Raw genomic sequence first — 19,821 nt, 5'->3', positions numbered from 1 at the left:
AGTGATATCGCCATTTTTAATGATAGAGTACATTCTTGATTTTCACAAACAGCAAGCTAAGCTTATGTTGTAAGGTATTGGCCTCATGTCCCTATTAAATAAAAATGGAGAGAGTTATGATACCGAGTTATGTAGTTAAAGAATATGATACCGCTCAAGAACTTTACGCAAAACATGATTTTGCGGGAGCAGCAAAGATTTGCTTTAATCTATTAACAGGAAATAGTAATTCTGAGGATCTCAATTATTTCATGTCAGCAATAGCTAGACAGCGGGGAAATCTCCATGCCGCTTTACACTCTGCTTTCAAAGCCCACCTTATAAATAATAATAGTGTTAAAAACCTAATTGCTCTTTCTGAAATTTCATATGATATGGGAGATTATGAACAAGCGCTAATCTTCGTGGAGGCGGCTAAAAAAATAGATAGCGGACATTTAAGAGTTATAGCAATTCAGGTTAGAATTAATTTAAAACTGAAACTCATAGATGTGGCCGAAACTTACCTCGCCGAGTATGAGAAGAGGGACGTAGCACAGAGTGAAAAAGACCACCTACGACTAGAATTTGAATTGCAAAAAACATGGCTGCTTACAGCCTGTAAAGAGCAGCAGTTATTGAACAAGACTGATGAGATGTTTAAAATTGTTAGCGATTGTCTTTCCACTAACGAAAAGAATTATCTTATTGTAAAAGCCCAGTCGAGTAAACTACTTCGAGGCACAATAATCGGCCATGACCAGTTAGCCTCTATTAGTACAGAAACTAGAAGAGCAAACATCCTATCCTTAAATATTACGCCTGAATCAAAAAAGATCTACGAGAGTGTTTATACCGCGGTCCTAAAGACAAGCACCGACTTGGGGGTAAAGCTCTCAGGCCCGGCTGGGCCACTTCAACTTACAGAGTACCTATCAACAGAGTTGGGATTCTACGATTGGCACATAGATACTGGGATTGGCGCATATAAAAAAAGAGCAATTTCAATTTCAATTCTGCTCAGCAATAGTAATGACTTTACCGGAGGGGAATTAATATTGTTAATTGATGGAAAATTGAAACCTATGCAGTTATCAGCAGGAGATGCAGTTATTTTTAAATCAAACACTCAACATTGCGTGAGTGAAGTAAGAAATGGTATTCGGTACTCGTTAGTAGGTTGGTTTGATGTTGCTTAAAATAATTATTCGACATATTGTTCAATCAGCCTCGTCCTAATATTATTTTGGTTAAATCACAAATAAGGTCATCCAAAGGCTCCAGAAAGTAAGAACCAGGTCGAATCCTTTCCTGAAAGGCCGAAATAGCGCTTTTTTGGAAATAATCATCACAGATCATTGTCGAACCAGAATACAGAGAGCATTCATCGACTTTAGCGTGAAACATTGGCACATCACCGACATAAATGCTATTCATTTCGGCGGAGATAACATCGCAGTTATTCTCATGAAGCATAAAACTAGAATCTTCAAGATTAGATGGAAAAATGTTTTTTTGAATTAAACCATTTCTAATCAGAATATATTCTTTTGTTGGTCTTAAAAACACACGCGATTCAAATGTGTTATCAATCATATCAATCAATGATGCTCCACTTGTTTTAGATAACCAACGACGAAGGAAGGAATGAGACTCCATAAAACCATTTAGAAAGTACTCAATATATTTTAACCCATTTACTACCACACCTACTTCATCATATAAAGCGTTTCCCCTGATGTTATTACGATGGGTGATTCTGCTCAATATTCTCATTCCAGATAAATTATTTCTGCATATCACTTTCTCAGTGTATTTAGTAATAATAGTTCTCATGTGAAAACCGGATATATCATCTGAAATGACATTATTATTATCGTATGTATAGAGACCTACCAGACCGGTCCTTAGTATTTCCCATATTCTCGATTGATTTTGCGATGTGTTCGGTTGAAGTATACCCTCAGCATCAATAACGATAGGCCCGCCGTGATCAGAAAATATATTTTCATGATGAAGATCTGTCATTCCAAACAACCAAGAAAGGCATAACAGTGATCCAGCATAATAATGATACTGCTCTGCATCAATCTTTGATGCTTGCCTACTCCGAACCAAACCTACAGACCAAGTATAATCCGGGCGGCTTATAACCTCTAACGTATTTAAATTAGCAGGAAAACCCTCCGAGATAACAAGTCCAATAAATTCGCTTAAGAGTTTTTCCGCTTGACCATTTCTAGGCTTATAATACAAAACAGTATTTTCAATCACTATTTTTGCGACTGTCTTCCCCTCACCATGCGAATCAGATAGCCCACTAGCAATCTCATTTATCACCATGCAAGGAGTGTTTTTGTTAGTTTTTTTTATAAATTTTTCAATTACATAGCGATCAACAAAAATATGTTCGAGAATCAAACGTAATGAATCAACCCAGTATTTAGCCCGCTTCAATAAATGTGTAGTTAGTCGATCGTAATCAAGCTGAGATATCTGGATTTGCAATGGTTCTATACTTTCCATTGATCCTAGGGAAAATTTATTTAGAAGAATATCTTGACGATCAATCTTAGAACTCAACGCCAGAATGCATATATCTTCAAGCTCAAAACAAAGATTTAGTACACTATTATAGATTGCATCATCAAAGATTACAAAACACTTTTTTGCTTTAGTAAATGAAGTGCTGAAAAGTAATTCGCTTACTGCTTCTTTGACGATGTGTTCGTACACAAAAGAGAACGCATGACTCTGAAAATCAAAAGACTGCAATCTATTGTTCATCCCCTTCCCCTTTCTACTGCCTTTAAGACAAAAATAGATAATCTGCACCTTAAAAAACTGAGACAAGCTATAATTAAAGATGACACATCCATGCATTACATGGGAGTTTAAAAATGACCATATCAAAAAGTGATGTTTTTTTTCCCGTAGTGTTGGAAAATTTCCTTAGTGAACATCATTGCAAATTATTAACTCGTTGGATGCTACGTGAAGCTATTCATACAAGAAGACCAAAGGGAGATTCCCAAGTTTCAAAATGTATTTCGTTTCCCCAGCCAATCTTTCAAGAGGGACTATTACACCAGTATGGCTCTAAGCTGTCGTCAACTCTAAACTTGCAACTGAGCCCATCTTATGTGTATGCGAGACTTTACCTCTATGGGGCCTTTTTACCAAAGCATACTGATAGAAAAGAATGTGAGTTGACCGTATCTATTTGCCTTGATAGTTCGACCAAACGCAGTTGGCCATTATATATAGAAATTTGCCCTGGCAAAATTTTAGAGGTTTTACTCGCGACTAATTCAGCCGTTGTTTTTGACGGCAGAAGATTTTCGCACTGGAGAAACCAACTAGAGCAGGATTGGAACTCTCAACTTTTCCTGCACTACTACATCAAATAGTGAAGGTGCTGATACCGCTCGTTGCACCAGCACTCTGACAAAAATGAAATTTAATCACCTGGCGTGCTGGGATTACAAGGTGCGCTAGGTCCACGAATGGTTGATCCCGGAGTACTAGGATAGCAAGGTTGATTGGGCCCGCGCGTAATGTCTCCGGGAGTACTAGGATTACATACTGGCGTACCTGGAGTAGCCTCAGGACTAGTATTGTGAGAAATGACGCTCATCTGTTGAATGTCCACTTCACTTATCCAAACACCATCATCTAAATCAGACCATATAGAAGCACACACATATGCTTCGTCAAAAGATAATTTCAAGTTTTTTTCAACTGCCATTTCTTGTATTAATTGAGCAATTATTTCTCGGGCCCTAGATAAAAATTGCTCTTTAAACAATAAATCAGATTTAAGTAGCTGGGAGATTTTTTCGGCATCTTGTAAAGACATAGATTTCTCCACAAAAATTTTGATTGTAAAAATGTTAGCGAAAGGCAGCCTTGTTACCATTCAACTTTAGCTCAACCTAACGTTCTTGCAAATTTTAGACTTTGTAACGTCCCGTTTCACTCGTAGCGTTTAACGAACATTCAACTTTGTCTTCCTTAGACATTTCTACCGAGCCACTAATTAAACAATCCCAGTGAGCTTTGATAGCCTCATTCCCCGCCAGTTCGTCCGGTGGAACGTCATCGCATTCTATCGATTGCTGAATCAACATTTAGCGGTAAGGCTGAACAACGCGCTTAGGGAGGTTTGCTACAATTTCCATCACTTGCTTAATGTCCTGCTTGGTGTATACCGTTACATCAGTTTCCCCCACAAAACAGTTAGCAACACTTCCATTTATCGCCCATTTGCCATTGAGATCAATTTCGTCCAGTTATCACCAGCATCGCAACCTCTGTGATGCTTTAGCTTTCATGTCATCATCACGATAGTCATAGCGCGTCGTCGTGGATATGTTGCTGTGACCTGCCAACTGGCGGACGGTGTTGATATCCACGCCCTGCTCCAGTAAACGGGTGATGAAGGTGCGCCGCATATCATGCGGGGTAAAACGTGCTATGCCTGCCGTTTGCTGTAACTCAGCCAGGATACCCGTTAACCCGGTTGTTGTCAGAGGTTTGGTGGCGGTCTTCCCGTTGCGCTGAATACGGCTGAACAGTGCGTTTTCAGCTTCGTTTGCGCTGACTTTAACCCATGCGCGGATGGCCTTATCCACTGCATCCGCCACATGAATTTCACGGTATTTACGCCCCTTCCCCTGCCTCACCGTCAGGATGCCATTGTCATAGTCCCGGCGCTCAAGTTTGACCAGTTCCCCGGCCCGCAGGCCTGTTCCGCAAAGTGTCAGCACAATGGCGGTATCACGACAGCGCCGTACCGTCTGCGGATGCTGTTTTGCAGCCTAAATAAAATTGGTTGTCTCATGAGGTTTCGCTGAATCTCATAAAAATCGCAAAAAACCATAAAATCCACGCAATTGCGTGGATTTTTCTTTTCATAACGTCTCAATTCATCTCGTAGCAACGCAGTCAAAAATGAGTGCGCGGATGAGTACAACATTCTTCCATCTTCATCCTTGAAATTCTTCAGGAAACAGCTAAACGGGGAGCCCCGACAGTTGCTGAGGAAGCTCGCCGCACCGTTTCATCAATTTTCGAGTTGGCAGTCGCGACGCCTGGAGCTGATAGCGATCCCGTCTGGCCTGCGCGCAAGCCCCTTCCTGCTAATAAAACACAAACAGGCATTAAACCCACAGCAAATCGGGAGATTATTGAGCTGTTTTGACAATAGTCATGGCTCGTACCAGGTTAACTATTGCATGTGGTTAATGTGGTGGACACTTGCGCGTCCCGCTGAAGCTACCGAAGCAGAATGGGCAGAATCGATCTTGATAGCGCCCTGTGGACCATTCCGGCAGCGCGAATGAAAGTTTGTAGAGAACACGGTATTCCCCTGCCCTCCCAAGATGTCAAAAAGCTCAGAACACTACAGGGATTAACCGGGCATCGGCAGCACCTTTTTCCGGGCAGGGATAATCTGCTAAGCCCAATGACATCGCACTCTCTGTGTCGGCTACTTAAAAGCCTCGGCTGGAGTGGTACCTATATACCAGAACTACAGGAAGAACACGTTTAAACGAGATGGGCTATCAACCCGACGCTATAGAGGTCCAACTTGCGTTCGCTGATACCAACAATGTTCGTCGCACATACAACCATGTAACTTATCTCGATGAGTGAAAGGTTATGATGCAGGAATGGGCTGATAAGCTGGGCAAAGGGGTAGCAGGATTCGAGTAGAACTTATTGCACTTAGTAAACCTCGAGGATTGAACTCCTTCCTCAATGTCCGCTTTGTGCCAGATATAGTCATTCGAACCCTGAGGGTTACACTTTTAAGTAATTCTGACCTGCTCCCCATTGATTAATACAGCTTTATACTCGTGATGAGGCTAATGGCGTTGGTGATGAGTGTAACTGTCCGTTCCTCGCTGATTGCAACCATTCACTGTACTTGATGAAGATGAAACCGTGCTCAGCCTGATTCAGGGTAAATCCGGTAAAGACCCCAGCATCGGTCCTATACCTAGCAACTATCTCGCGGTTGATCCCGCCACTTCGCAAAAGACTTTGTCGCTGACCTCCCGGCCGCACAGGCTAATTACATGGCCATTTCTCAGGTCCCCATGGTAGCCAGCATCGGTACAACAAAAATTACCGCTCCCGCATGGAAGAAAGAACAGGTTTACGGCATGGTGGCAACTAAGAATCGCATGATTAATCAGGACTCAGAACGCGCTCACGCAAAAGTCACTGAGATCCGCGGCAACCATGCCGTCTATGTCTAACCATCGGCAGCCGTTGCAAAAGCAATAGACCAAGCAGCTCAGGGTTACTGAGACAGTCCAACAGTGACCTTTACCCTCCAGGGCAACCGTCGCACCGAAAAGCATTTCCTGGCGACCAGCGTTACAGGAGACTGCCACTCGAATAAAGGGAGAATCCGAGAAGGCTTAAGTAAATATCGGCTGACTGTGCGGCATCCTGGTAAGCAGATGGTGAGATTTGAGCAATCATATCGGCCCCGTCTTTCGCTACAGCCTGTAGCGGATAATCACGCCCTGAGTACGGTCTGCGCAATGCACCCTGGAGCTGCTGAGGTCAGCCTGCACGTCAGGATGAGGATGATGTTTCGAACCTGATGCACAATGTACAAATTGCGTAGGGGCCAGTAGCACTGCGTTACCAGGCTCCCACGAATGCTGAGAACCGTGATGAGGGACCTGCATCAAACCAATTCGGTTCCATCGTTGCGCCCCCAGATGGTGCTGAATATCTGAAATCACTGCCGCAGTAAGATGAATATCGCCGGTGCACAGCGTGGCGGGCCGGAGAGTTCTTCTCCACCTGAAACGACAAAAGTGGCGATCACTGCCTATGCAGCAAATACTGAATTGTTGGCTTACGGGGGCGGCATACATACACAATGAGATGTTATTTTTTGCTTTGCCGGAATGACCAAAATGGTACTCATACCGATCCTTGAGTGTTTTTCTCCAGTTCGCTGGCATACCTGACAACGGCTGATGCAGGTTAGTACTCATAATGGTGTTCTGAATATCCTTTTTTACATCCGACAAGAGCCAGCCTGAGTGTTTCGCATACCACTGCCCGCATCGGTGTTCAATCAGTCCCAATTCGGAAAAGTCTTTTTCCGCATTATAAAAGACAAACTCAAAGTCACCATTTACAGCCGGGATGGAGTGGTTATGGGGGAGGATTCGTATGCTTGTATTACCGGACAAAGAAGACCCAAAAGAAAAGTAATTTTCACTGAATTGCCCTGGTTCATCCTCCTGAAACTCCCTTGAGTTCGGCTCAGGCTCCTCATTGCCTGAGGGGACTGGTGTTGCATCCGGTCCCCTCCGAATGAGTACAACTTCCTCAACACGAACATCAAAATTTCTTGATGCCAGCCATTGTACTGGATTGAGTTGTAACATGGCTGTGGATGGTGATGAGCCCTTCTTGCCTAGGACAGAAATTTCCCGAACGGACTGAGCCCATTCTGAGTATGGCAGAACCAAGGTCTTGACAGAGCAGTGCCGAAGAAGTGTTTCAACGCCATTAACATGATCATTATCGAAGTGTGAGAGCACCAGCATGTCAAGAGACACGAGCTTCCGGGGTAATGCGCTCAATACGCGGTTAAGGGTTGTCTTGCTTGTTGCGCCACAATCATAAACCCATTGGAAAGACTCTCCTGTACCTAGGTGACGAAGAGAGCCCGTCTTAAAGGTACCCGTTCCGACAGGGTGGAACTTCTGAATAACCATCATTGATGTCATTTTCTTCCCTTAAATTGAGATGCCTTCCTGTGAAACGCACCTGTTCCATTAGTGATATTGGAAGATTATCGGCAGTTAACCGTCATAATTGAATGCTGTTTGAAGAACTAGCGTCAGCAAGAGTGAAAATTCTCCTGCAGTAGCTTAGCCAACATACCCCAGTTGCATGACATGTTCCCAATTGTTTGACTCACGGCATTGCTAGCAAGAACCATGGATACTCAATGACAAACGTCTGCTGTTCGCTCTGAGCAGACATGTCTGCCCCCTGATCGACTCTTTCGTGCCATGAGCAGACATTGCAGGCATCACAATATGTTAATCAACGGGTAGCTGGTCAGTGCTACATTATGAGGCGTTAATGGCTTGAATTGATGCACTGATAGCACGTGTCGCAGAACTAGTGTCAAGAAATCCGAGGGGGCCAGAAATAGTGCAATCATTATATTTAATGGTATTACTAAACATATATATGTGTGCGGTGCTAAGTTAGTAAAGGAAATAACTGACCATTCATTTTCAAGCAGTATGCTTTATAGAGGCTTGACGATTTCTTGATGCAAAAAGTTAACTACTTTCGTGATCTCTGATATAATGAGACAGACACGCACACTGACGAACAAACTGTTCTCTTTATTGACAAATTCAAATGGTGAAACTTTGATTAAGAGCAAAAATGAAATTATCGAAGGGTTGGGATTGGATACGTTAAATATCAATGAGCATGAAGGCAACAATTTCGAAGTATACAAGTATTTCGAAGGTGAATTTGAGAAACTTATCAGTACAAATGCTTAACTCTATGGGATAGAACCTGTCATTTTTTATATAGATAACTCTACGACATGTAACGCTTTTGCTACAAAACGTAATGGTTATAATATTATGGGAATCACTAAAGGTTATCCTATTCTTATTGGAAATAAATTCAAGAAAGACTTTTTTGATAGTTTAATATTTGCTGCATTTTTAAATAATGAAAGTGTTTCAGATGGCTTTGCATCGTTATATAAAAACGAAAACTTCTCATTTAGTAAGTTCATGCTTGATTGCTCAATTCACTTTACGTTCCATCATGAATTTCGTCATTTACTCCAGTTTAATGCAATCAAAGATAAAACAGACAATCATCTTACAGAGAATTGTTTTGAACGACCTTTCGATCTTAAAAAACATATTCTAGAATACGATGCTGATAAAAGTGCCGCTAACAAAGTTGTGCTATATGCTGCAAGTATTCTTAGAAAGTTTGGCTTTCGAACTGATGGTGAGTTTTTAGCATTAATATATTGTGCATTAGGTAGTTTATTTATTACTAGAGTGTTGTTCAATTATGGCTTAGTTGGGCAATGGCAAGAACCTCTTAAACCTAACCCGATGGAATTTTATACCAAAAAGAACTGGCATCCTCATCCCACGATTAGAGCACTCAACTTGCTGGATAGCTTCAATGTGTTTATTTCAGATGGGTATCCTCATCTGAAAATTGAAACTCAAAAATTGATAACAAATAGTATGGGGATTACGAAGTTGTACCTAGATAAATTATTACCAAATGTGGATACAGCAGGCTTGATCTTTGGGGATATGTTCTCAGAAATAGAGAAATCTAATGAATACAATAACTACTTACATAATGAAGCTTTGAGTGACCCGATAATACAACAACTGATTGATAAGTCACTATGAATTGCAACTGTTTCTGTAGTCACTTTCGTGAGAGCAGACCATAAAAGTGACTACTTCCGCTCTTCGCTCAAACCGATCTGTTATTCCTGCTTAAGAAACATGCTTAACATAGGATATTTTCCATTTTCCAAGCTGACCCCATCTTTACCAATATTTAGGGATTGGATGTAGTGATGCTGAGATGAATTTCAGTGGCCGCATAAAATCCTGTCATTAAATTTCCAAATAATAAGCAGTTGATTGCCACAAAAGGGGAATATAAAATCGCGCATTTACTGACTACCTAATGCTAGAACCAGTTCTTTGCAGCGGGGATCGCGCTGAAATCTCATGATCGTGTCATCAAGGTTTAACCCCGCCAGGAAATAAAGATCTTCCAGTATCTCAACCGCATCGCTATAGGTTAACCGCTTGGTGAAAGGCAGGGCATGTTGCGTACGTAGGATGTTTTTACTCAACCCTTTTTTAAAAGTGGGGAATAACTCCGTTGTGGTGCTGCGATTGTCTTCGCAGACAGTCAGCGCCACTTGCATTATTTCCGTCAGTTTCTGTAACGGGTCGACCTGATGGTTGACATGGTGCAGGTTAAACTCCCTGAACAGGCGTAATAGCATTTGCTCGTTGTCATCCAGCCGGGAAAAAAATGTGAATCCTTTTTCACTCTTTAACGACAGGAAGAATATCTCATCAGGAAGCGTCATTATCAACTGCGAGACATCATTATCAAATTGATTATGCTGCATTTTTCTTTCTATCGCCCAATACAGGACAATTTTATGTAATAGGTTGTAGGCGCGGAAACGCCCCGTATGCACCTGTTCAGCAATCTGTTCAAACTTCTGGCTGAAGTGAAATGCCGTTTCTAAATCACCATGTTCAATATAATGATGCATTAACCAGTAATGCATAAATCCATGACCCAGCAGGGACAAATCGGAGGCGAAAATCTCGATTTCAAACAGGAAGTCATCGAGTGCTTCGATTTCCGGCCACTCTGCATCGACGCCAAACTCTGCGGCGACATCCAAAATACCCGGATAAAGCGATTGCAGGTTAGGAACAATATGCTCATCCAGCGCTAATAACAGCTCATGCCCCGTCCACTGGAAGAAACTCGTGCTGTGATCCTGCAGTAAAACAGCCGCGATACGGTTATGCAGGACCATTAAATCACTGGCTGGGTTCTGGCTACATGCCTGCAACAGCTCACTAATCTGCAAAAGATATTCACTTTTCCCTTCCTCTTCGAGACGCCTGATGATCATCACCGCGTTATAACGGGCAGAGACCGCCGCCAGAATTTGTTCGTGTTGTGGATGTGATAAAGCCTGCAGCTCCAAGTCAAGGATCGCCAGATTGTTGTTAATCACCCTCCGGCTTTGAATGTTATCGCCACGAATATTGTTTACCGCCTGCGTGAACTGCGGCACCTTCACTTCATATTGGGATTTTATGGCCTCTTTTGCCCAACGAGCACGTTCCGCGGGCGCTTCCTGCACGTCCCAACTCAGCAATAACGTGCCGATATGATGGATGGCATAAGGCTGATTGTGTTCGTTGCGAAAATGGTAGAGCAGCGCGGCAAGCATCGGTCCGAAAACACACTGCCAGTAAACCTCCAACGCCCTAGCCGGTTCCAGATCGGTTTCATAGGCGGCTTCATTCAGCGTGCAGAAAAAACGCTGCACGTTGCCAAGATAATTTTTTAAGCCCGCATGTTCCTCATGCACAAGGTAAGAAAGCAGACGTGGCGTCATTGTAGCGTAGGACAACTGATGCCTGGGCAGCGTACGGTGATCTTTGTATGCCAGCTTTTCATGACGCGGCAGCTTCTGTGCCACATCCAGAGAGTCATATAGCGCGGCAATAATTTCTAGCATGCTAGGTGGTTTGAACATCGCTTACCCCAATTTCGCGGCAGACGCATCGGCCCAGATGGATAAAACTACCACTATAAAGCGAGGCGCCAATAAAGGCATTTTCTTTCAGTCAATAAGGAGTGAACATGAATAATAAAATTGACAGCATTGTGGTCAGTGGCCAGATGGTTCGCGATGAATTTCATACTGCAGTAGGGGCGATTCGCGTCTATCGCCGCGATGACCGCGCGGGCAAGCAAGCGCGCTGGGGCGGTCATACCAACTGGGGCTATTCGGGTTACTACCTTGCCAGCATCTACGACGGTGAACGCTGGCGTAAGCTGCAGTTCAATAAGCTGGTGCCTTACGAAGACCGTTCGTATGAACGTTCGGTGGAGTGCCCGCGCCTGGAAGCGTATCTGAGTGACGTTATTGCGCGTTGGCGTGGGTTGGTAGCACGCTACGATGCGACCAGCAAAAGTTTCCGCATTCTGCCCATTGAACTGAATATTGATTAACGTGAGCAGGGAGGATTTAGTTAACCGCCCTGGTTTTCCGCGAGAGTATGTATTGTTCCCCGCTGCGGCGGGGATTTGTTCTTGAGGCTTCTGCCTGTCGCATCTTTTTCATAACCACCATACCCTTTCCCCTGTTTAAGCTATGGAGTTGAAAGCATTGTCGTGCTTGTTTTGCATGTGACCTGCTCCCAGTTGATCAAGACGGTGCGATATAAGTAATGCCTTGCGAACTTCCGTTCCTCGCTCACTACAGACCTTGCTGAGCATGAATTTGTTCTGTGTCTAGGTGCGGAAATGGCTTACAACAATCTGTGTAGTTCAACGGGGAACGGGCCATTCCATTGACCTGAACACTTAGTACTGTAGGATTGCTAATTATCTTTCTGATTCACCATTAACAAGGAAAAGGTATGTTCGGATTCTTTAGAAAGAAAAGACCTGAAACTGAGCCCGGACAGGGTTCCTCAATCACGGCAAAACAGTTTATTGCGCTGACGCTGAGTGATGAAAAGCTGTCTATGCCTGTCTATCTCCCGGGGATCCGTAACGAAGATGATTGTGAGGATATTGGGCTAGGTCCTCTCATTTATATCTGGAATGTGGATCGTGTTGCTGGCACGTTCAGCCTCTCTGTTAACGGTAAAGCGATTGGCCACCTCCTTGAGCCATTTGTGCCCCGAGATAACCCTGCGTATGTTGAAATCCGTGATGAGGCAATGAAGGTTATCGCTGAAGTATCTACTCAGTCCGTGCTGACAACCATAGAGAAAACTGGTCTCATGCCTGATCTTTTATTTGCTTACCATGCTGAGGACGCATAGCAGGAACCAAGCTGACAGTCAGGCAGAGCTTGAGATTACGCTAGGGACTAAGTTAATCAGTCCTTTCATCGCAACGCTAAATTAGCGTCAAGAAACGCTTTAGGTTGCCGAAATGTACATTTAGCGTAATTCCTGAAAATAAACAAAATGGATTGATCCGTATGAAGAAACTCTTACTTCTTTTTCCGCTGGTGTTTACTGCACCGGTACAGGCTTCTGAAGTCACGGTAGGTCAGGTTTGCAAGGCTGCTTCTGCTGCGATGTTTGGACGTGACCATAAGATCATGCAACTGGATAAAGTCGAATCAGGTATTGCCTACGTACATTATATCCGACAGAACGATAGCACCCGTTGGGCAATTAAGTGCAAACTTATAGGTGATCAAGTTATGTGGGCATCTGACAATCCTGACAGTACCGGTCGCTGGCGTGATGATCCTGCAGACAGTACAGTCAAATATGCTATTGATGGTAAAAAAATAATTATTACCGAGCTCTACAGTGACGGTTCCAGTACCACGAACTCTTATCCCTTGAAGCAGCTAAAGTGACTATGACCTGCTCTCCGTTGATTACGACACCTCAAGGTAAGTCATGTAGTTGTGGGAGTTGCGAACTTCCGCTCCTCGCTCACATCGGACTGTCAATCATACAATCGAACTGCAATAGCCGGGATATCTGCGTATAGAGGTTATAAGGAAACGATGAGCTGTAATCTGGGATAACGTTCCAACCATTGCTTTGTAGTGACCCGTTGTTTGAAAGAGTCCAACTTTTCACGTTCAAATGCAGGAGTCGGTCGTAAACGCAGTTCAAATAAGTCAGAAAGTCCATAAGGCGCAGTGATATCGAGACCTTCCTTCCCCAATCTGACAGCCACGGCCGTAGCTGTTTCAGGCCAGTGCAGTAAAGCATTTCCTGTTGAGGTATAGGGATGATCACCATTACGTTGAGCATTCTGGCTTGATTCTTCACTGACCAGTATAACGAAGGTAATTGTTGCCTAAGCCTGTCTTCAAGGAAGCGATCATGGTCTGGGCTACAGTGCTCACAGTCAAACCAGACGACATCTACATCACCAGAAATTGGACTTAGCCCATATCCATGTAAGTGATCCCAAACAGCGTCTCGTACAAATCCCGCTCCGATCCAACCATCATTGAGTTCCAGTGCTCGAACTGCATATAGGATCTTCATTCTTACAGGGTCATCTGACAATATTTTCTGCAATGACGTTTGGTATTCCATTCGTATCCCCCTGTTGGAAACAATAACCCACTGGTGGAAATATTATCAGCATCCTCCTGTCCATGTCCGCTCCTCGCTGTGAGTTCAACGGGTCGATGCAACGCTATCCTTAATCAAGGGGGACGTTGCCATGAAACGAAGAACTCGGATTAACTACACGTCAGAGCAGAAAGCGATTATCTGGGACAGACATAAACAAGCCTGCATTACTACGGACTGACGCTATTAGATCTTCTATTTTTCCTCCATATGGTGCCGGGATTAAGACCGGTATGGCATTTCATTGCACGGGGGAATGTCTGTTGAGATTCGTAACCCTATTGAACAGCAATATCAATGACAGATGCTCCTTTCTTAATCAGATCAATTTCAGCATGGTCCAGACGGACAATTTTGATATATCAGTGAAGAGTCATAGCTGTGTACTGTTTGAATAACCACTGAAGATAGATGCCAGAGCAAAAGCCAGCCCTTCTTGCAGCGATTTCAATATCCCTATTTTTGGCTGAGCTGCGATTTATCCAGCAAATAAGTTCAGTGGTAACCTCCCGTTGGTATCCGTTGTCGTATGGCATGCTGTTTGCCAGAACTCAAGCAAAGTACCGTTGCACTCGCATACTTTGAAATCCCTCTGGAAACCGCACGCTACGGGCAACGAAAAGCGAAGGGTTTGGGCAATACAACGTTTCTCAACCCGGCGCCGACTCGCAATTTACGCGGCATCGCCCTGAGTGCCTTTGATAATCTGACGACATAGCTACCGACGATCAGGCTGTTACAGACGCAACCTACCCGTTCTAACTCTCCTGGCAGGGGAAGTAATACCACTGAAACGCATTCCGTCATGGAACCATTTGGCATGCCATGCAGTTTTTTTCGACTTAAACCACTTAGGGTGATTCTTTTTATTACGAATAATGTTATGTTATAACATAACTTAAAAAATAGAAGAAGATTTATGAAATTCACACCCTCCCTTATCGCACTTAGCGTTTTTGCCAGTCTTTCATCCTTCGCTCATGCCGCTGAAGAAACACTGGTGGTTACGGCCACCAGCAATGGCAGCAGTTTTTCCGAGCAGACGGATTCCAAACTGCTTGCCGTAGGCTCCGGCTCCCGTCTGGGTTTAACCGACAAACAGACGCCACGCCATACGGAAACCATCAGCCAAGAAACCCTGAAGAAGAAAGGCAAACGCACCCTGACTGAAGTGGTGGAAACAGCGCCAGGTCTGTCGGGCACCAGTTCCCCTACTCTGTCTAACTCGGTATCCCTGCGCGGTTTCTCCGGTGTGTCCTGGCTGCTGAATGGCGTAGCCGTTCCAGGCAGTACCATCCAGATTGCCGATCCGGCGCACTATGAAAACGTCGATATCCTCTACGGCACGAGTTCTGTGCTGAACGGGCTTAGTAATGCAGGCGGCAGCGTAAACCTGATTTCCCGCAAGGCCTCCTTCATACCGCAGCCTGTTGAAGTGGATTATGGCTATTCCAGCCATAACAGCCATCGCGCCCATGTAGGCGCAGGCGGTACTCTGGTAGACGGTCTGGCCGCTGGCCGTGTGGATGTGAGCGCATCCAATACCGGAACTCAGGTCGAAAAAGAACGCAGCCGTCCAGAACGCGTGACGGCCAACCTGCTGCTGACTCCGACCGACACCACCGAGGTTACGCTTGATCTTGACCGCAGCCTGACCGACCAGCACAACCCGTATTTTGGTACGCCGGTAATTGATGGCAAAATCGATAAAGGCTTGCGTCATGTGAACTACAACAACATTCAGGACGCATTCATCCGCAGCCAGGCCACCTCTATCCAGTCCACCCAGACCTGGCGCGCCACGGAATACCTAACCTTTGATAACCAGTTTTACTATTACAAAGGCTTCCGCGAGTGGCAGAACGCCGAGCGCTATTTCCAGTCGAAGACGCAGGCAGCAGGCACCACCACCCGCGATTCCTACGGCGCAATCGCGCACGATGACAAGCTGGCGGGCAACCGCACCATGGTGACCTGGGATCACTCCATCGCCTCCATGGATAACCGTGTGACCGCAGGCGTGGACTTCAGCAAGCGTGAATTCCAGTATTACTCGAACGGCTTCCCTGGTGGTGAAGATGTATCCCTGACTAACCCGGCCTCTAACACCTTCCGCGCTGGCGCGGGTGGCAAGATGCGCGCCCCAGTTCGTCACATTATCCAGAACCAGTACGCCCTGTTGCTGGAAGACAACCTTAACGTAACGGATTCCGTCGCCCTGCTTACCCAGTTCCGCTACACCAATATGGATATGCACTGGAACTACCAGCAGGCGGGGAAAGTCATCGACCGTGGTTATAATTTCATGAGTGTGGGCGTGGGCCCGAGCTGGGCTATCAACGATGACTGGACGGTGTACGCAAACTACTCCACCGGGAAAGAACCTGGCAGCGATATCTTCTTTATCAGCCCGGAACAGACATCCCTGCCGCTCACCGATGTTCGCCAGTATGAAGCAGGCGTGAAGGGTGCTTTCTGGGATAAACGCGGCGAAATGAAACTGTCCGTTTACGATCTCCAGAAAACCAACCTCTACCAGCAATCTGCTACGCAAGCAGGCGTATGGAACGCGGTCGGCAAACAGACCTCACGCGGTGTTGAGTTAAGCGGCGCAATGAAGCCAGTTGATAGCGTCACGCTTGCCGGTAATGTGGCGTACACCCACGCCCGCTTTGATGAGTTCAAGCAAGGCACTAAAGACCTGTCTGGCAACCAGCCGCGCTACGTACCAGAATGGACGGCCAACCTGTTTGGGCGCTACATGCCGACCGAGAAACTGGGCTTAGACGCGCAACTCCACTACGTGGGGAGCAGCTACAACGATGATGCGAACACCAACAAGATGAGTGATTACACCACCGTTGATCTGGGCGCTGATTACGAGCTGGTGAAAGATGTTGTGGTGGGCACCCGCGTGCGCAACCTGACCGATCGCTTCTACACCTGGCAGCGCACCTACGCAGGCCAGGAAATGATCGCACCAGGCCGTACCTATGAAGCCTACGTGAACATGAATTTCTGATGCGTCGTCTCGCCATTCTTCCGCTTCTGGTTGCTTGCAACAGCTTTGCCCATCCGGTAACGCTTGAAAACTGCGGCAAGCGCTGGACGTTCGCACACCCACCGAAACGGGCTATCGCCTACATGCCGACCGCGATAGAAAACATGCTCGCTCTGCATCTGGGGGATTCCATCATCAGCGCGGTGGGGTATCGGCCAGATGAAGATACCGCGCCGTCGCCCTGGGCTGCTCCACTAAAAGCCCAGCTCTATGACGCGGCCTGGTCTGGCGAGGCGCTGTTAGCCTCCCGGCCGGACTTTATCTACTCAGGGAGCTATTACTGGTTTAACAGCCCTGAAACCGCTAACCGCGAACGCCTGGAGGAATGGCGAATCGGGAGCTGGCTTATCGAAAGCATGTGCAACGGGCTGCAAGGTGCAACCCCTGCCCCCGTCACCTTCGAGGGGATTTACGATGAGCTGCGCAATCTCGCCCGTATCTATGACGTTGCCCCCCGCGCTGACGCTCTGATAACCAGGCTGAAAGCGCAGGTAGCTGCCGATACTCGCGTGAAGCTCCCGCCCAAAACACTGATGTGGTGGTACTCCAATACCGCCACGCCTTATGTGGCAGGCGGTTACGGTGCATCCGAACTGCTTACGCAGACCATTGGCAGTAAAAACATCTTTGATGGTTATCGTGAGCTGTGGCCCGCGATGAACTGGGAAGTAATAGCGGTTCTCGATCCTGATTTTCTGGTGCTGGGCGACTTAAACCGTGGCGGCCCAGGTGACAGCGCCAAAAGCAAAATTGAGTTTCTGGAGCACAACCCGCTTACGGCCAGCATGAAAGCCGTCAAAGCAAGGCACTACATCATCTTGCCAGGCTACGACATGGACGCTTCTGCGCGTTCTGTACTGGCCTTGCATCGACTTGTCACGCAAATGCAGTCTTTTACCAAGGAACCACAATGACTTTTCCAGCCCGCGATTTACTGAATAACTGGGATCAGCAACAAAACGCCTACATCGCGCACCGCGAAGAACGTTTCACCGCCGCTCTCGATGTACTGGCAATGACCTTTGGTGATGATTTTCACGTTGTCGATGTGGCCTGTGGCCCAGGCTCCTTTAGCCTGCGCCTGTTAAACCGCTTCCCGAACGCTCGGGTGACGGCCATCGATCTTGATCCACTGCTGCTGACCCTGGCAAAAGAAGCCATGATCGAGCACAAAGACCGCATCCAGTTCATTCACGCTGATATCGCGCTACCGACCTGTTTTGATTCCGTTGAAGGAAAACCGCAGGCCATGGTATCCAGTACGGCCATTCACTGGCTGTTACCGGAACAGCAGACTGTGCTTTACCGCAATATCTATCACACTCTGGATCAGGGCGGCCTGTTCATGAATGCCGACCACCAGCGTTTTGATAACCGCAACCCACGCCAGAAACTGATGGCGCAAATGCACGATGAGCTGACGCAGGAACAAGGCTGGGCGGCGGGCGCGCAGGACTGGGATACCTGGTTTGAAACAGCAACCCGCCACCCTGAACTTGCCGAAAAAATGGATGAACGTACCGCTATCTTTGCTGGCCGTCCGATGCCGCTGCCGACGCCGATAGAATTCCAGCTCGCCATGCTGCGTCAGGCAGGCTTTGACGAGACTGGTACCGTCTGGCAGTTCCTGGATGATTACGTTATCGCTGGCTGGAAATAACCATGCTACGTTCCTCCGTCATCCGTGTTTTGATTCTGGTGCCAGCGTTACTGCTAGTGCTGTGTGTTGCCATTAAATTCGGCCCTGTCACCTTCTCACTTGATGAGGTGGTGAACGCCGTGATGGCGGGCTACTGGCATAGCGATACGGAAGGAACACTGCACCAGCGGATTGTATGGTCACTGCGATTGCCCCGCGCCCTGCTGGCCACGCTGGCAGGCGCATCCCTGGCGCTGGCTGGAACCGTGCTTCAGTCGCTGACGCGCAACCCACTGGCTGATCCATGGGTGCTGGGTATTTCCTCCGGCGCTGGCGCTGGGGCGGTGCTTGTTATCGCGCTCGGTCTCAGTGTGGGCTGGGCGGCTGTCCCGGCAGGGGCATTTTGTGGTGCGGTGCTGGCCTTTGTGCTGGTGCTGTCGATGGCGGGAAAATCCCTTTCCGGTTCCTCCAGCCGCTTCATCCTGACAGGCGTGGCCGTCACGCAACTGCTGTCGGCGCTCACCTCGCTTATCACGCTCTGGAAGACCGACGCGGATACCACCCGTGGGGTAATGTTCTGGCTGCTGGGCAGTTTCGCTCAGGCAAGCTGGATGCAGGTGCTGTTATGTGCGCTGGTGCTGCTGCCTGTCGGTCTTTTCTGCTGGTGGCGCGCCGTGGAGCTGGATGTTATGACCTTCGGGAGCATTACCGCGCAATCCCTGGGTGTGGAAGTCGGCCAGATCAAACTGGTAATGTTCTGCCTGCTTACGCTGCTGACGGGGGTTGTCGTCGCCTGCTGTGGCGCTATCGGGTTCATCGGCCTGACCGTCCCGCATATCGCACGGATGCTTATCGGCCATCGGCATCGGACGCTGCTGCCTGCAGCCATACTGTCGGGGGCTATCTTCGCCGTACTGGCCGATACACTGGCACGCACGATACTTGCCCCACGTGAATTACCCGTGGGGATCTTAACCGCGCTTTTAGGCGTCCCTGTCTTCTTGTTCCTGATATCCAGAACGACCAAATAGCAATGTGGTGATCCTGTACTCGCTGACGCTATTCCAGCCGCAAGATCGGTGGCGTATCTAACACCTTCGAGTTTATAGTCAGAGAGTGGGCGCAGATGAAAAACGATAAAGAGTCATTTTCCCCAGCATCGGCATAAGGGATTAAATCTCTAAGGAAATCATTTAAACTTT

The 19,821-nt window shown here is 46.7% G+C and carries 15 protein-coding genes and 4 pseudogenes; 12 read left to right on the top strand and 7 right to left on the bottom strand.

Annotation, left to right across the window (positions count from 1 at the left end; genetic code table 11):
• The first annotated feature begins 116 nt into the window (after nucleotides 1–116).
• Nucleotides 117–1,178 (top strand): 2OG-Fe(II) oxygenase, encoded by a 1,062-nt coding sequence (locus OGX98_RS18950; protein ID WP_162897454.1) that lies wholly within the window; start codon nucleotides 117–119, stop codon nucleotides 1,176–1,178.
• 25 nt (nucleotides 1,179–1,203) lie between these two features.
• On the opposite strand, the gene OGX98_RS18945 is transcribed toward OGX98_RS18950, so the two are convergent.
• The 4 genes and pseudogenes from OGX98_RS18945 to OGX98_RS18930 all read right to left on the bottom strand — a co-directional run.
• Nucleotides 1,204–2,766, bottom strand: coding sequence for a DUF4135 domain-containing protein (locus tag OGX98_RS18945; protein WP_162897455.1), 1,563 nt, complete (start codon nucleotides 2,764–2,766; stop codon nucleotides 1,204–1,206).
• 673 nt (nucleotides 2,767–3,439) lie between these two features.
• Nucleotides 3,440–3,838, bottom strand: coding sequence for a hypothetical protein (locus OGX98_RS18940; RefSeq protein ID WP_146106769.1), 399 nt, complete (start codon nucleotides 3,836–3,838; stop codon nucleotides 3,440–3,442).
• A gap of 193 nt (nucleotides 3,839–4,031) precedes the next feature.
• Nucleotides 4,032–4,285: pseudogene (locus OGX98_RS18935) on the bottom strand (integrase); the annotation flags it as partial.
• Nucleotides 4,275–4,799 (bottom strand): annotated as a pseudogene (locus tag OGX98_RS18930) (tyrosine-type recombinase/integrase); the annotation flags it as partial. The pseudogenes OGX98_RS18930 and OGX98_RS18935, both read right to left, overlap by 11 nt.
• Before the next feature lie 170 nt (nucleotides 4,800–4,969).
• Between OGX98_RS18930 and OGX98_RS18925 the strand changes: the two are divergent.
• A pseudogene (locus OGX98_RS18925) lies at nucleotides 4,970–5,637 on the top strand (tyrosine-type recombinase/integrase); the annotation flags it as partial.
• A gap of 425 nt (nucleotides 5,638–6,062) precedes the next feature.
• Entirely contained in the window at nucleotides 6,063–6,245 is a 183-nt protein-coding gene (locus OGX98_RS18920) for a hypothetical protein (RefSeq protein ID WP_087653034.1), read from the top strand.
• A gap of 246 nt (nucleotides 6,246–6,491) precedes the next feature.
• Here the strand turns inward: OGX98_RS18920 and OGX98_RS18915 are convergent, their stop codons facing one another.
• Nucleotides 6,492–7,745, bottom strand: a complete 1,254-nt coding sequence (locus OGX98_RS18915) for an MBL fold metallo-hydrolase (RefSeq protein WP_160873323.1) — start codon at nucleotides 7,743–7,745, stop codon at nucleotides 6,492–6,494.
• A gap of 885 nt (nucleotides 7,746–8,630) precedes the next feature.
• On the opposite strand from OGX98_RS18915, the gene OGX98_RS18910 reads away from it, so the two are divergent.
• Nucleotides 8,631–9,434, top strand: coding sequence for a hypothetical protein (locus OGX98_RS18910; RefSeq protein WP_286595760.1), 804 nt, complete (start codon nucleotides 8,631–8,633; stop codon nucleotides 9,432–9,434).
• A gap of 272 nt (nucleotides 9,435–9,706) precedes the next feature.
• Here the strand turns inward: OGX98_RS18910 and OGX98_RS18905 are convergent, their stop codons facing one another.
• Complete coding sequence (locus tag OGX98_RS18905; RefSeq protein ID WP_286595757.1) at nucleotides 9,707–11,332, bottom strand: hypothetical protein; 1,626 nt, start codon at nucleotides 11,330–11,332, stop codon at nucleotides 9,707–9,709.
• A gap of 107 nt (nucleotides 11,333–11,439) precedes the next feature.
• Between OGX98_RS18905 and OGX98_RS18900 the strand changes: the two genes are divergently transcribed.
• From OGX98_RS18900 to OGX98_RS18890, 3 genes are all read left to right on the top strand, one after another.
• Nucleotides 11,440–11,811: a hypothetical protein gene (locus OGX98_RS18900; protein WP_111967345.1), complete on the top strand. Its 372-nt coding sequence runs from the start codon at nucleotides 11,440–11,442 to the stop codon at nucleotides 11,809–11,811.
• A 410-nt stretch (nucleotides 11,812–12,221) separates the two neighbouring features.
• Nucleotides 12,222–12,632 (top strand): hypothetical protein, encoded by a 411-nt coding sequence (locus tag OGX98_RS18895; protein ID WP_048221354.1) that lies wholly within the window; start codon nucleotides 12,222–12,224, stop codon nucleotides 12,630–12,632.
• Between the two features lie 161 nt (nucleotides 12,633–12,793).
• Nucleotides 12,794–13,183, top strand: coding sequence for a hypothetical protein (locus tag OGX98_RS18890; RefSeq protein WP_048221353.1), 390 nt, complete (start codon nucleotides 12,794–12,796; stop codon nucleotides 13,181–13,183).
• A gap of 140 nt (nucleotides 13,184–13,323) precedes the next feature.
• Here the strand turns inward: OGX98_RS18890 and OGX98_RS18885 are convergent.
• A pseudogene (locus OGX98_RS18885) lies at nucleotides 13,324–13,880 on the bottom strand (nucleotidyltransferase family protein).
• A gap of 580 nt (nucleotides 13,881–14,460) precedes the next feature.
• Between OGX98_RS18885 and OGX98_RS18880 the strand changes: the two are divergent.
• The 5 genes from OGX98_RS18880 (at nucleotide 14,461) to OGX98_RS18860 (ending at nucleotide 19,650) form a co-directional block, all read left to right on the top strand.
• A complete protein-coding gene (locus tag OGX98_RS18880) occupies nucleotides 14,461–14,637 on the top strand; it encodes a hypothetical protein (RefSeq protein WP_286595755.1) in 177 nt (58 codons plus the stop codon).
• A 201-nt stretch (nucleotides 14,638–14,838) separates the two neighbouring features.
• Nucleotides 14,839–16,941 (top strand): TonB-dependent receptor, encoded by a 2,103-nt coding sequence (locus tag OGX98_RS18875; protein WP_286595754.1) that lies wholly within the window; start codon nucleotides 14,839–14,841, stop codon nucleotides 16,939–16,941.
• Nucleotides 16,941–17,894 carry an ABC transporter substrate-binding protein gene (locus OGX98_RS18870; RefSeq protein ID WP_225760985.1) on the top strand — a complete coding sequence of 318 codons (954 nt, stop codon included), beginning with the start codon at nucleotides 16,941–16,943 and terminating at the stop codon, nucleotides 17,892–17,894. Before OGX98_RS18875 ends, OGX98_RS18870 begins: the two co-directional genes overlap by 1 nt.
• Nucleotides 17,891–18,640 (top strand): class I SAM-dependent methyltransferase, encoded by a 750-nt coding sequence (locus OGX98_RS18865; RefSeq protein ID WP_200011020.1) that lies wholly within the window; start codon nucleotides 17,891–17,893, stop codon nucleotides 18,638–18,640. The genes OGX98_RS18870 and OGX98_RS18865 overlap by 4 nt, the downstream gene beginning before the upstream one ends.
• A 2-nt stretch (nucleotides 18,641–18,642) precedes the next feature.
• Nucleotides 18,643–19,650 (top strand): FecCD family ABC transporter permease, encoded by a 1,008-nt coding sequence (locus OGX98_RS18860; protein ID WP_048221349.1) that lies wholly within the window; start codon nucleotides 18,643–18,645, stop codon nucleotides 19,648–19,650.
• Nucleotides 19,651–19,821 lie beyond the last annotated feature (171 nt).

Origin of the sequence: Citrobacter sp. Cm046, assembly GCF_030333065.1 — a bacterium.
GTDB lineage: Bacteria > Pseudomonadota > Gammaproteobacteria > Enterobacterales > Enterobacteriaceae > Citrobacter > Citrobacter murliniae.
The sequence above is the reverse complement of the archived record's forward strand: the minus strand, read 5'-3'. Positions and strand labels throughout refer to the sequence as shown.

Excerpts from the sequence above, each read along its gene's own strand:
- OGX98_RS18900 (WP_111967345.1), top strand. The coding sequence starts at position 11,440 with ATGAATAATAAAATTGACAGCATTGTGGTCAGTGGCCAGATGGTTCGC.
- OGX98_RS18870 (WP_225760985.1), top strand. The coding sequence starts at position 16,941 with ATGCGTCGTCTCGCCATTCTTCCGCTTCTGGTTGCTTGCAACAGCTTT.
- OGX98_RS18915 (WP_160873323.1), bottom strand. The coding sequence starts at position 7,745 with ATGACATCAATGATGGTTATTCAGAAGTTCCACCCTGTCGGAACGGGT.
- OGX98_RS18940 (WP_146106769.1), bottom strand. The coding sequence starts at position 3,838 with ATGTCTTTACAAGATGCCGAAAAAATCTCCCAGCTACTTAAATCTGAT.
- OGX98_RS18905 (WP_286595757.1), bottom strand. The coding sequence starts at position 11,332 with ATGTTCAAACCACCTAGCATGCTAGAAATTATTGCCGCGCTATATGAC.
- OGX98_RS18910 (WP_286595760.1), top strand. The coding sequence starts at position 8,631 with ATGGGAATCACTAAAGGTTATCCTATTCTTATTGGAAATAAATTCAAG.
- OGX98_RS18920 (WP_087653034.1), top strand. The coding sequence starts at position 6,063 with ATGGCCATTTCTCAGGTCCCCATGGTAGCCAGCATCGGTACAACAAAA.
- OGX98_RS18950 (WP_162897454.1), top strand. The coding sequence starts at position 117 with ATGATACCGAGTTATGTAGTTAAAGAATATGATACCGCTCAAGAACTT.
- OGX98_RS18875 (WP_286595754.1), top strand. The coding sequence starts at position 14,839 with ATGAAATTCACACCCTCCCTTATCGCACTTAGCGTTTTTGCCAGTCTT.
- OGX98_RS18865 (WP_200011020.1), top strand. The coding sequence starts at position 17,891 with ATGACTTTTCCAGCCCGCGATTTACTGAATAACTGGGATCAGCAACAA.
- OGX98_RS18895 (WP_048221354.1), top strand. The coding sequence starts at position 12,222 with ATGTTCGGATTCTTTAGAAAGAAAAGACCTGAAACTGAGCCCGGACAG.
- OGX98_RS18945 (WP_162897455.1), bottom strand. The coding sequence starts at position 2,766 with ATGAACAATAGATTGCAGTCTTTTGATTTTCAGAGTCATGCGTTCTCT.
- OGX98_RS18890 (WP_048221353.1), top strand. The coding sequence starts at position 12,794 with ATGAAGAAACTCTTACTTCTTTTTCCGCTGGTGTTTACTGCACCGGTA.
- OGX98_RS18860 (WP_048221349.1), top strand. The coding sequence starts at position 18,643 with ATGCTACGTTCCTCCGTCATCCGTGTTTTGATTCTGGTGCCAGCGTTA.